Below are 12,522 nucleotides of genomic sequence, written 5' to 3'. Positions count from 1 at the left end.
TAAAATCATAAATAACTGATTATAAGCATTAAAAGATATTTTTTTAATATAAAATAATCTACTTTTTAAGTTTTTATTAAGATTCATATTTCCCATTAATTATGTGATTAAAAATTATAAACATCATTGTGTACATTCGCAAAAAAATTAAAAAAGCAAGTCACATGGTTAAACATTACATTAAGATTCTGGGTTTAATGCTATTATTTACAAGTGTTGCACTAGCTCAGGATGATAGAACTATTACAGGGCTCATCGTAGATGATCAGGGTGTGCCACTTATGGGTGCAAATGTCATCGTCAAGAATTCAAATCCGAAAAGAGGAACAACCACTAACTTTGACGGTGAATTTACACTCGATGTAAAAGCTAAGGACAAAGTAGTTAAGGTCAGTTATTTGGGTTTTAAAAGTAGAAACGTTTCTATCTTGGGTAAAGACACTTTTGAGATTAATTTAAATCCGAGTAATCAATTAGATGAAGTTATTGTCACTGCGTTGGACATTAAACGTTCGGAAAAGGCTCTAGGGTATTCTGTACAAAGTTTAGGAGCCGAAGAAGTTTCTGACGTGAAAGTTGGGAACGTATCAAATAAGTTACAGGGTAAAGTAGCTGGAGTTTTTGTAAATTCTTCTGGAAATGGCCCCACTGCTTCTTCAAACGTCACAATACGTGGACAAACTTCCTTAACTGGTAGCAGCCAGGCCTTATTTGTTGTAAACGGCATTCCAATAACCAATGGATTGTTTTCACCAGGTGATGGATTGAATGGGTCAACGACTATCGATTTTGGTAATTCATCGCAAGTTGTGAATCCAGATGATATTGAAAACATATCTGTATTAAAAGGTCCTGCAGCTGCAGCACTTTATGGGTCCAGAGCTGCCAATGGTGTTATTTTAATCACCACCAAAAAAGGCTCCGATGTAGATGATGACATTAATGTTGAATTAAACTTACAAACCGTAGGAAGAACAATTTTAAGAAAACCTGATTTTCAAAACACCTACGGTTTCGGAGGTAATGGAAAATTCAGTTATAAATCTGGTGATATTTATACCTCTCAAAACGGTGTTGATTATTACGATGCTTTTGGAGAAAATTGGGGGCCACGCATGAATGGACAATTGATAAAACAATTCAACTCCAATGGTGAAGCTGTTCCTTTTACTCCTGCAGAAAATAACTTTGACGATTTCTTTGAAACGGGTACTTTAAATATTCACAATGTTGCCTTGAGTCAAAACACAGAGGATGGAGACTATAGAATTTCCTATACTTACATGGATGATCAAAATATTGTTCCTGGTGCTGGATTAGGTAGAAACACCTTATATGCTAGTGTTGGGAAACAACTTTTCGATGACAAACTGGAAGTTCGTGTCAACTTGTTCAACATCAGATCCTCATCTGATAATATTCCAAACGGTGGTTATGACGAAAGTAACTCTATCATGTATGGTTGGTTATGGTATCCTAGACAAGTTGGTATTAATGAATTAAAACCTTACTGGAGAGAGGGACAGGTTGGTGAACAACAACGTTATGTAGAGGAATTATGGGTAAATAATCCCTGGTTGTTGACCGAAGAAAATACCAATAGCTTCCAGGAAAACAGAATCATAGGTAATGCCACTTTGAATTACAGCTTAACAGACCGATTGAGTATTAGAGGACGTTATGGAGTTGATTTTAAAGATGAGCAACGACAGTTTAGAAGGGCAACTTCTACAAAGGCTATTCCTGGTCAATTTGGCAGCTACAGGGAAGACGAATTGTCTTTTCAAGAAATAAACGCTGAAGCTGTCATTTCTTACACAAAAAATAATATTGACGACAAGTTTAATTATGACTTAAAATTGGGTGGAAATATGATGCGTCAAAAAAGTAATATTTTGATCGCCAATAATTCTCAATTATTGATTCCATCTCAATTTACATTAACAAACAATAGAGCTGAAGTTCAGGTTGAAAATCCAAGAGCCGAGAAACGTATTAATTCTATCTTTGGATTTGCTAGTCTTAGCTGGGATAGATGGTTATACCTTGACATTACAGGTAGAAACGACTGGTCCAGTACATTACCTAAAGAAAATAACTCTTACTTCTACCCTTCATTTTCTGCCAGTGCTGTACTCTCTGAAAAATTGAACATTCCATATGATTCACCTCTTTCATTTTTAAAGGTAAGAGCGGCTTATGCTGAAGTAGGTTCGGACACAGATCCATATTTGTTAACCAATACTTATCAGCCACAAGCTTTATTTGGAGATAATCCAGCATTCACAAATAATACATTCGCAACTAATCCAAACTTGAAACCTGAGCGTACTATTTCATATGAAGTCGGTACGGACGTAAGATTTTTCAATAACAGATTAGGTTTAGATTTTACTTATTACAATAACTTGAGTAAGGATCAAATTATATTTCTACCAGTACCAACAACAAGTGGTAAGGAATCAAGATTAGTAAATGCTGGTGAAATTAGAAGTAAAGGTTTTGAAATTCAACTTAATGCAACGCCTATAGAAACAGAAGATTTTTCTTGGGATACTAATTTTAATATTGGTATTAATGAAGCTATTGTAGAGTCTTTGCCAGACGGTGTTGAAGGGAGTTATCCAATAGTAGCGGATGTGTTTCCTGGTGATGGCGGTTCTCAGGATTTAGAGCTCGTAGCAGTTGAAGGTGAGAAACTTGGTCAGCTTAGAGGTTTAGGTTTTCAAAGAGATGCTAGCGGAAACATTATACATGAAAATGGTATTCCACAAATGACCGAAGAAAAGGTTACAGTAGGATCTTATCAGCCAGATGCTCGCATAGGATGGCAAAACACATTCAAATATAAAGACTGGACATTTGGTTTCTTATTCGACGGTCAGGTTGGTGGTAACTTTTATTCTAGAGGTCACGCCCTGTTTAATACTGGTGGTACTATTACAAACAATAATGATCCGAATTTAAATATATCTACTCTGGAGGGAAGACAGGAATACAATGTGTCCTACAACGGTGCGGGTGAACCAGTTTATTCACCGGTTCCCGGAACAGGTGCTGGTGTAGTTGGTCCCGGGGTAAATGCGGACGGTACGCCGAATGAAACTGCAGTTCCAACTCGTGATTATTTCTATGCTTACTATGGAAATGGGTTTAACCGTGATAATATAGAAGCAGCTACTTACGATGCGACGTGGTTTAAATTGAGAGAAGTTCGCTTGTCTTACGATGTGCCAAAGAGTTTTTATGAAGAATATGGCATAGAATCAGTTAGACTTTCTGCGGTAGGTAGAAATTTGCTTTTAATCACAGAAGTTCCAACTGTAGATCCAGAAACCTTTTCAATTAGGAATGGGATTTTTGTCAATGGTTTTGGCAGTAACCCACTGCCATCGACATCAAGCTTCGGATTAGCCTTAAATATCAAACTTTAAAAAATAATTTAGATGACTTATATTAAATCAATATGGAGTTTAATGCTTGTAATGCTTATGCTTATAAGTTGTGATTCTGACTTCGAATCTGTAAACTCTAATCCTAATGAACCTGAAGTGGTTTCTCCTGGTGTTTTATTAACAGGTGCAACCAGAAGTTCTATGAACTCAATGGTAAAAGAATCTTTTCTTCTCGCCAATAATATAGCTCAAATCACAGCTAAAACTTTAAGAAGTGAGGTAGACAGGTATGAGTGGAATGCTTTTACCACACTTTGGCTTAATCAATATGATGCCTTAGCTGACTTTGCTGATGCTGAAAATATAGCCTCAAACAAAGGGGACACAGCTACGGAAGCAGCGGCCATCATAATGCAATCTTGGGTTTATTCATCACTGACAATGGCTTATGGGGATATTCCGTATTCTGAAGCTATAGCTGGAACTGAGTCTGACAACTTCACCCCTGCTTATGACCAACAACAAGCAATCTTAGATGGTGATGGAGGACTACTCGAGCGTTTGAAGCAAGCTGAAGTTTTACTTGACGAAGCCGTGTCAAACAATATTGAAGTTGAAGGTGATATCATTTATAATGGAAATCCTTCTAAATGGAAAAAATTAGCCAATGTGCTTCAGCTGAGAATATTATTACATTTAAGTAATAAAAGAGATGTGTCTGGAGACATGCAGACTATACTTGCTGAAGGAGATCTTTTTGAAAGTAATAATGATAATGCAACACTGAATTATTTAGGATCTTTCCCAAATAACTTCCCCATTTTTCCTTTTAAACAAGGTGACTTCGATGCAATTGTTATGGCAAAGCCAGCTGTGAACATGCTCGAGAATTATTCAGATCCACGTCTTGGTGTTTATGCTCGTCCGGATAACATTACAGAAATTAATACATTTGTGAGCGCACAGGCTACATATTCTGGCGCAGACAATGGAAATGCTATTGGATCGTGTGATAAAGGAGGATCCAGACTTGGTGCCAGATATTACGATTACCCAAGCCATCCTTCTGGAGAAGAACAGGCAAACGGAATTTTAACCACTTACGCAGAACAAGAACTTATTTTAGCTGAAGCCGCTTTTAAAGGTTTGATACCAAACAATACAGAAACGCATTTCAAGAACGGTATCGTTGCTTCAATGGAATACTACAATGTAAGCTTAGAAACCTTTGGATGGACAGGAGTTAATGACTTTTACGATAATTCTGGCGTCGCCTTTGACAACACTTTGAACAAAATTTGGGAACAAAAATGGATTGCTACCTTTTTTCATGGAATGGAGCCCTTTTTTGATGTCAGAAGAATGGTTTATGAAGCCAATAATGGTGATGACTTTGCAGTTGATGCTGTACAGTTCTTGACTGTTCCTTGCGAAAATCTAAACAGCGATCAAATGCCAGTAAGGTTTTTATATCCAGGTAATGAACAGAGTTTGAATTCTGAAAATTATCAGGAAGCTGTTTCCAGATTAGGCGGGAATAATCAAAATGCCAAAATGTATTTGATGGAATAAGCCGCCCTATCAAATCAAATGTATTAATCCCCTTTTCGGTAAGGGGATTTTTTATGTCTTTTGTATAATAAAATAGCTCGAAATTAAATTAACATATTTTTTGTATAGAACTAAATAATATTAAAAATACAAGTGAAATAAGCTCATATCTTTAATTATTAGTTAATTTTAACTTTACAAATTAATAGGTTGATGAAAAGGTTTTTGGTATTATTTCTGCTTCCTCTTTTAAATTATGCACAAGACAAACCAGTTGTAGATGTTGGTGGCGCATTACGTTATAATTATCTTCTCAGTTCGTGGGATGATGATCAAAAAGATATAGGTGGAGATTTTGTCTATGATTTTATCAGAATAAATACTGAAGCCTCCTATAAAAATATTTATCTAAATGCAGAATATAGATTTTACGCCCCAGGTTTTGGTGGTGGTTTTATGAAACAAGGTTGGATAGGTTATAAAATTAATGAAAATGAAGATATACACCTTGGCTTAACACAAGTTCCTTTCGGTATCCAAACCTATAATTCTCATAATTGGTTTTTCAATATGACTTATTACGTTGGTTTAGAAGATGATCATGATTTAGGTGTCAAATACATGAATATAGGAGATAAATTTGAATACCAACTGGCGTTTTTCAAGGGGTCTGAACTCTATAGCTTAGGAGGTTCCAGACCAGTAACATCAGAGCGTTACGCTTATGATATCGTAGGAAGAAACAAGGAAATAAATCAGCTCAATGGTAAATTTGTATATAAAACTGGTGAAGAGCTTAAACAAAGAATAGGACTTTCTGCACAATATGGCGGACTTTATAATATAGATACCAAAGAAGTTGGTTACCATTACTCACTTTCACTTCATCATGAAGCTTTTTATAAGCGATGGAATCTAAAAACCTCTCTGATTACAACCCGACACAATCCAATCAACGCTGCCGGAGAAAGCAGAGATATTGTACGAATGGGAGCTTACGGATTTCCTTATGATGTGGCTTCAGATTTTGAAATGTATACCGCTGCAGTCTCCTATGATTTACCTGTTGATATTGGTCCCATAAGTAGTCTTCAGTTTTACAATGATTTTGGTTACATGGATAAAAAAGCTGAAGGATTCAAAAATTCTGCAATGAATGTCACTGGCATGTTAGTTTCAGCAGGTGATGTCTATATTTATATGGATTATGCTTTAGGTTACAATCACTCCTGGTTTGGTGGAGATTTTAACAATGAACTTGGAGCGGGAAAACCAAATCTAGGCTGGGAAGCTAGATTCAATATCAATTTCGGTTATTATTTCTTAACCGATAATTCATCAAGATAAATTTTAAATTTAAATTTCATTTTATGTCACAAAAAGTAACAAGAAGCGATGAAAAGAAGTCCATTTTTGGTTTAGAAATCAATGGACCTGTTTTCTTTTCATCGACTATATTAATTATTATTGGTATTGCTTTGACTCTCTATTTTGGAGATGCTGCTGAAGTTTTTTTCAATAAAACACAAAATCAAATTGCTGAATACGGTGGTTGGGTATTTGTTCTTAGTGTGAACGTTTTTCTGATTTTCGTTCTTTATCTGGCTTTTAGTAAATTCGGTAGTATACGTCTAGGAGGAAAAAATGCAGAGCCAGAATTTAAAACTTTATCCTGGTTTTCCATGCTTTTTAGTGCTGGAATGGGTATTGGGCTTCTCTTCTACAGTGTTGCAGAACCTGTAATGCATTTTGGAAATCCTCCTACTGCAGATCCCAATAGTGTAGCTGCAGCTAAAGAAGCTATGAATTTCACATTTTTGCACTGGGGTTTTCATGCTTGGGGGATTTATGCTTTAGTAGGTTTGGCTTTAGCCTTTTTTACATATTCGAGAGGATTACCACTCACATTTAGAAGTGTTTTTTATCCATTCCTGGGAGATAAAATTTATGGTCCTATAGGTGATATTATTGACATTTTTGCAGTATTGGCTACATTGTTTGGGCTTGCGACTTCCTTAGGGCTTGGAGTACAGCAAGTAGCTGCTGGTCTTGAACAGGTTTTTGGCATAAGTTCTGGAATAACAACTCAGGTTCTGCTTATCGCTGGAATAACTGGTGTTGCAACTATTTCAGTTGTATTGGGAGTAGATAAAGGTGTAAAAGTCCTGAGTGAATGGAATATACGGATAGCAGTTGTCTTACTACTTTTGGTTGTTGTTTTAGGCCCAACACTTTTCATTTTTGAAAGCTATCTTGAAAACCTTGGCAATTATTTCAGCGGTGTCGTTGAAAATTCATTGTGGAATGAAAGCTTTACAGGTGGTGAGTGGCAAAATAGTTGGACTTTATTCTACTGGGGTTGGTGGATTGCCTGGTCTCCTTTTGTGGGAACTTTTATTGCACGAGTTTCCAAAGGAAGAACAGTTAAAGAATTTATTTTAGGTGTACTAGTGGTTCCTAGCTTACTTACGTTTTTCTGGATTACTGCATTTGGAACTTCGGCATTGGATATGATTTTAAATGGGAACGAAACCATTGCTACAGCTGTAGATAACGATGTTGCAACTGCGTTATTTATCTTTTTCGAGGATTTTCCGTTCACAATTGCACTTAATGTTATTGGAATTATTTTAATTATTGGCTTTTTTGTGACTTCCTCAGATTCTGGGTCTTTAGTAATTGATAGTTTGACCTCAGGCGGGAAAATTGAAGCTCCCGTAGGTCAGCGTATTTTCTGGGCTATAACTGAAGGTACAGTTGCCGCTGTCTTGCTTATTGGTGGGGGCCTTGGCGCCTTGCAAACCGCGTCTATAGCTACTGGTTTACCATTTGCAATTATTCTCCTTATTATGTGCTATTCCTTATATAGAGGGCTGAAAGAAGAAGTTGCCAAAAAAGAAAAATTTAAAGAAAGTGAACAGAAAAAAGACTACGAAGACATTGTAAGCAACATTATTAAAAAAAGAAATAAAAAATAAGATTATGAAACCAATCAAAAAGATTCTAGTAGGCTTAGATTTATCAGATATAGACCAACAACTTATCAAATACAGTTCTTTTTTTGCTGATATTGTTGATGCAGAAAAAGTATATTTCGTTCATAATATAAAGCGCTATGAAATTTCTGACATGCTTGAAAAAGAACTTAAAGATGTCGATATAGAGGAGCTTATAACCGAAGAACTCAAAGAAAGAGTTGATCAAAATTTCAATTCAAATGTTGAATGGGAGGTTCTTATTTCTGATGACCCTTATACAGAATCGCTTATCAGCTATATTGTTAATAAATACAGTATTAACTTGTTGATAATGGGAAATAAAAATAATGATGAAGGCTCTGGAATACTTCCGTTTAAGCTATTAAGGACGACAAGATGCCAATTTTTATGGGTGCCTGAAGATGCAAACTTAAAAATGAAAAAGGTATGGGTAGGTACGGATTTTTCTAATTCATCAAGAAAATGTTTTGCTTATGCCAACCTTTTGAAATCAAAACAAGACTTTGAACTTGAAGCTGTGCATGTTTACAGTTTACCTATTCATTTTTCACCTTACTTAAACAATTCAAAGATCAACCCTAAAATGGAAGAATATGTTGATAAGAGGTTTGATAATTTTATGAGAAAAATTGAGTTCTCTGGTGAAATAAAGAAATATAAAATATTAGGTCGTGAAGCCAATGTGGCGAGCCGACTAAAAAAAGAGGCTTATAAAAATGATGTCAACCTATTGATGGTCGCAGACAAGGGATCTAACACCATCTCAAACCTCACTCTAGGAAGTATTACTGAAGATTTATTTAATCGAGAATTAAAAATACCTTTACTTATTGTAAAAGATTAAATTTACGATTTAAATAAATTATGATTACATCTATCTTCAGGTATTTCAGTGTTTTACTGTTTGTTGGGCTTAGCTTTAGCTGCCAAACAAAACAAAATCAAAACAACGAATTAGAAAACGAAACCACCATTGCGGACTCTGCGATGGTGGTTTCTGCTAGAAAAGAGGCTTCAAAAATCGGTCTTGAAATCATGAAAAAAGGTGGTAATGCCTTTGATGCCATGGTAGCAACAGAAATGGCCCTGGCAGTCTGCTATCCTTTTGCGGGTAATCTTGGAGGAGGTGGATTCATGGTTTACAGAACCAATGATGGCGAAACTGGAGCCTTGGATTATCGCGAAAAAGCTCCTATTTCTGCAACTAAGACAATGTATCTTGATGAAAACGGCAATCCTGATTCAGAATTGAGCCGAGTTGGAAGTTTGGCTATTGGAGTGCCTGGAACGATTGCTGGTATGTTTAAAGTCAACGAGAAGTTTGGAACCTTACCCATGTCAGAATTACTTCAGCCCACTATTGATTTAGCTAAAAATGGTTTTGTAGTCACATCTGGTCAGGCTGATATGCTTAACCAATTTCAAACTACCTTTTTGGAAGTAAATAAAGATTCGATTCTATATTCAAGGCAATTCAATCCTGGTGACACAGTCAGAAACAGAGCTCTAGCTAAAACTTTGGAAAGAATCTCCCAAAATGGAATTTCTGAATTTTACGGAGGAGAAACCGGAAGTATATTGGTTGATTTCATTTCCAATTATGGAGGGATAATCAGCCTTGAAGATTTGAATAAATATGAGGCTGTGTGGAGAAGTCCAGTAAAGATTGCTTACAAAGAATTGAATGTGATTTCCATGCCACCACCTTCTAGCGGAGGAGTCGTTTTGGGTCAAATCCTGAAAATGATAGAAGGCTATGATTTAAATGCTTTGGGTCATAATTCATCAAAATACATTCAGTTATTGACAGAAGCTGAGCGTAGAGCTTACGCCGACAGAAGTTTTTATCTGGGTGATCCAGATTTTGTTTCTGTACCTCAAGATAGTCTCTTGAGTGATGATTATTTAAAATTTCGCATGCAAGATTTTAGTTTTGAAACGGCAACACATTCAGAAGAAATAGAACATGGGAAAATTATTGGATTTGAAAGTGATGAAACTACCCACTACTCTATCGTAGACCAATTTGGTAATGCCATAGCCGCAACGACGACTCTGAATGGTGCTTACGGGTCAAAATTATTTGTCAATGAACTTGGTTTCTTCCTCAATAATGAGATGGATGACTTTAGTGCGAAACCAGGTGTCCCTAATATGTTTGGACTTATTGGTGCGGAAGCCAATTCCATAGCACCAGAAAAACGCATGTTGAGTTCTATGACACCAACCATTGTTGAAAAAAATGGAAAGTTTTGGATGAGTGTGGGAACTCCAGGAGGGTCAACCATCATCACTTCAGTACTTCAGACTATACTTAATGTCTATGAATTTGACAAGTCTATGCAGGAAGCTGTAAATGCCCCTAGATTCCACCATCAATGGTTACCAGACGAAATTGTATTTGAAACTAAAGGTTTTGAGTCTGATCTTTTGGATTCTTTGAGAGGAAAAGAATATAAAGTCATCCAGCAAGAATCAAGAATTCTTGGAAAAGTAGATGCCATATTGAGATTATCAAACGGTACATTGGAGGGCGGAGCAGATTACCGAGGTGATGATACCGCTGTTGGATTTTAGGAAAACATAGATTACTGATTTACAAATATTTATATTTATAAATTAATAATCAAATAATTTTTTGATGCTTTAGAAAGCATTTTAATAGAATTTAAAGGAAAAATTTTCTATTTTTCACTCTTAATAAAACATAAAAATATGTCATCACTTAAACGTTTATTTGATTTTCCATATTATCAACTAGAACAATACAATCTTGAGGATGCTTTAGTTACTAAATATAATGGAGTCTGGAAGTCTACTTCATCCAAAGAATATATAGAACAAATCAATAAAATAAGTAGAGGGCTTTTAAGGTTGGGAGTAAAACCAAATGATAAAATCGCCCTAATTTCATCCAATAATAGAACTGAATGGAACATTATGGATATTGGAATTATGCAGCTTGGAGCTCAAGATGTACCTATTTATCCAACAATATCAGAAGAAGATTACGCTTATGTTCTCAACCACAGTGAGTCTAAGTTTTGTTTTGTCTCGGACAAAGAGGTCTATGATAAGGTAATGGCCATAAAAGGTGAAGTTGAATCTCTCAAAGAAGTGTATACTTTCGATCAAATTGAAGGGGCTAAAAACTGGGTTGAAGTTCTAGATTTGGGAACTGATGACAGTAATCAAGACGAAGTACAATCCTTGATGGATCAAGTAACCGAAAACGATCTAGCCACCTTAATTTATACTTCTGGAACTACAGGAAGACCTAAAGGAGTTATGTTATCTCATAAGAACATTGCAAGTAACGCTATACATAGTTCTACTCGATTACCACTAGACAAAGGAAGTGCGAAAGCTCTCAGTTTTTTACCTGTTTGCCACGTTTATGAGCGCATGCTTCAATATATGTATCAGTTTAGTGGTGTAAGCATTTATTTTGCTGAATCTATTGAAACGATAAGTGATAACCTCAAAGAAGTGAAACCAGAAGTCATGTCTGCTGTTCCAAGGCTTCTGGAAAAAGTTTACGATAAGATTATTGCCAAAGGAACTGACCTTACTGGCGTAAAGAAAAAATTATTCTATTGGGCGGTTGAACTTGGTCTAGAATACAAACCTTACGGAGAAAATGGATGGTGGTACGAAACCAGATTGAAGCTAGCCCGAAAATTAATTTTCACTAAATGGCAAGAAGCCTTGGGTGGAAATTTACAGGTGATTGCATCTGGAAGTGCTGCATTACAGCCAAGATTAGCTAGGGTTTTTAACGCTGCTGGAATGGGCGTTATGGAAGGGTATGGTCTAACAGAAACTTCCCCAGTAGTAGCTGTAAATGACATGCGTGATGGAGGTTTTAAAATTGGAACTGTAGGCCGACCAATCCCTGAAACTGAAGTTAAAATCGCTGAGGATGGCGAAATACTAGTTAAAGGTCCTCAAGTCATGATGGGGTATTATAAAGACAAAGAAAAAACTGATGAAGTTTTAAAGGACGATTATTTTCATACTGGAGATATTGGTGAAATCTGTAAGGATGGCTTTTTAAAAATTACAGATCGTAAAAAAGAAATGTTCAAGACTTCTGGTGGAAAATATATTGCTCCTCAGATCATTGAAAACGTCATGAAACAATCTCGATTTATAGAACAAATTATGGTAGTGGGCGAAGGTCAAAAAATGCCGGCAGCTCTTATTCAATTGAACGAAGAATTTGTAAAAGAATGGGGAGAACGCAAGGATTTAAAGTTAGGAAACTCTCTTTCAGAAATGGTCAAAAATCAGGAATTGATCGATAGAGTCCAGGAAGAAATAGATTTTTATAATCAGAAATTTGGGAATTGGGAGAAAATCAAAAGATTTGAATTGACCCCAGACGTCTGGAGTATCGAAGAAGAACATCTAACTCCTACCATGAAATTGAAAAGAAGAGTTATAAAAGAAAAGTACATGGATCTGTACAATAAGATTTATTCCAACTAATAAGTTGGAATTTGATAAAAAGGAGTCTAAATTTAGGCTCCTTTTTTATTTTTAATCATCTGTATTCAGAAAATTAAAGTTTCTTT

At 35.9% G+C, this 12,522-nt stretch carries 7 protein-coding genes; all 7 read left to right on the top strand.

The window, feature by feature from the left end:
- The first annotated feature begins 164 nt into the window (after positions 1 to 164).
- The 7 genes from LB452_RS07860 to LB452_RS07830 all read left to right on the top strand — a co-directional run bounded on the left by LB452_RS07860 (position 165) and on the right by LB452_RS07830 (position 12,436).
- Positions 165 to 3,434, top strand: a complete 3,270-nt coding sequence (locus LB452_RS07860; RefSeq protein WP_224461186.1) for a SusC/RagA family TonB-linked outer membrane protein — start codon at positions 165 to 167, stop codon at positions 3,432 to 3,434.
- A gap of 12 nt (positions 3,435 to 3,446) precedes the next feature.
- On the top strand, positions 3,447 to 4,967 hold the full coding sequence (locus LB452_RS07855) for a SusD/RagB family nutrient-binding outer membrane lipoprotein (RefSeq protein ID WP_224461185.1): 1,521 nt from the start codon (positions 3,447 to 3,449) through the stop codon (positions 4,965 to 4,967).
- A 192-nt stretch (positions 4,968 to 5,159) separates the two neighbouring features.
- Complete coding sequence (locus LB452_RS07850; protein WP_224461184.1) at positions 5,160 to 6,293, top strand: hypothetical protein; 1,134 nt, start codon at positions 5,160 to 5,162, stop codon at positions 6,291 to 6,293.
- 23 nt (positions 6,294 to 6,316) lie between these two features.
- The gene (locus LB452_RS07845; RefSeq protein ID WP_224461183.1) at positions 6,317 to 7,924 is read left to right on the top strand and encodes a BCCT family transporter; all 1,608 of its coding nucleotides are present in this window, start codon (positions 6,317 to 6,319) and stop codon (positions 7,922 to 7,924) included.
- A gap of 4 nt (positions 7,925 to 7,928) precedes the next feature.
- The gene (locus LB452_RS07840; RefSeq protein WP_224461182.1) at positions 7,929 to 8,789 is read left to right on the top strand and encodes a universal stress protein; all 861 of its coding nucleotides are present in this window, start codon (positions 7,929 to 7,931) and stop codon (positions 8,787 to 8,789) included.
- Between the two features lie 20 nt (positions 8,790 to 8,809).
- Complete coding sequence (gene ggt, locus LB452_RS07835) at positions 8,810 to 10,522, top strand: gamma-glutamyltransferase (protein WP_224461181.1); 1,713 nt, start codon at positions 8,810 to 8,812, stop codon at positions 10,520 to 10,522.
- A 138-nt stretch (positions 10,523 to 10,660) separates the two neighbouring features.
- Positions 10,661 to 12,436 carry an AMP-dependent synthetase/ligase gene (locus LB452_RS07830; protein WP_224461180.1) on the top strand — a complete coding sequence of 592 codons (1,776 nt, stop codon included), beginning with the start codon at positions 10,661 to 10,663 and terminating at the stop codon, positions 12,434 to 12,436.
- Positions 12,437 to 12,522 lie beyond the last annotated feature (86 nt).

Source organism: Psychroflexus longus (genome assembly GCF_020164595.1).
GTDB classification, from domain to species: domain Bacteria; phylum Bacteroidota; class Bacteroidia; order Flavobacteriales; family Flavobacteriaceae; genus Psychroflexus; species Psychroflexus longus.
Note: the sequence above shows the minus strand (reverse complement) of the source record. Positions and strands in the feature narration are given on the sequence as shown.

What these genes read in the sequence shown, in the direction of transcription:
- LB452_RS07860 (WP_224461186.1), top strand. Translation starts at nt 165, where the DNA reads ATGGTTAAACATTACATTAAGATTCTGGGTTTAATGCTATTATTTACA.
- LB452_RS07855 (WP_224461185.1), top strand. Translation starts at nt 3,447, where the DNA reads ATGACTTATATTAAATCAATATGGAGTTTAATGCTTGTAATGCTTATG.
- LB452_RS07850 (WP_224461184.1), top strand. Translation starts at nt 5,160, where the DNA reads ATGAAAAGGTTTTTGGTATTATTTCTGCTTCCTCTTTTAAATTATGCA.
- LB452_RS07845 (WP_224461183.1), top strand. Translation starts at nt 6,317, where the DNA reads ATGTCACAAAAAGTAACAAGAAGCGATGAAAAGAAGTCCATTTTTGGT.
- LB452_RS07840 (WP_224461182.1), top strand. Translation starts at nt 7,929, where the DNA reads ATGAAACCAATCAAAAAGATTCTAGTAGGCTTAGATTTATCAGATATA.
- ggt (WP_224461181.1), top strand. Translation starts at nt 8,810, where the DNA reads ATGATTACATCTATCTTCAGGTATTTCAGTGTTTTACTGTTTGTTGGG.
- LB452_RS07830 (WP_224461180.1), top strand. Translation starts at nt 10,661, where the DNA reads ATGTCATCACTTAAACGTTTATTTGATTTTCCATATTATCAACTAGAA.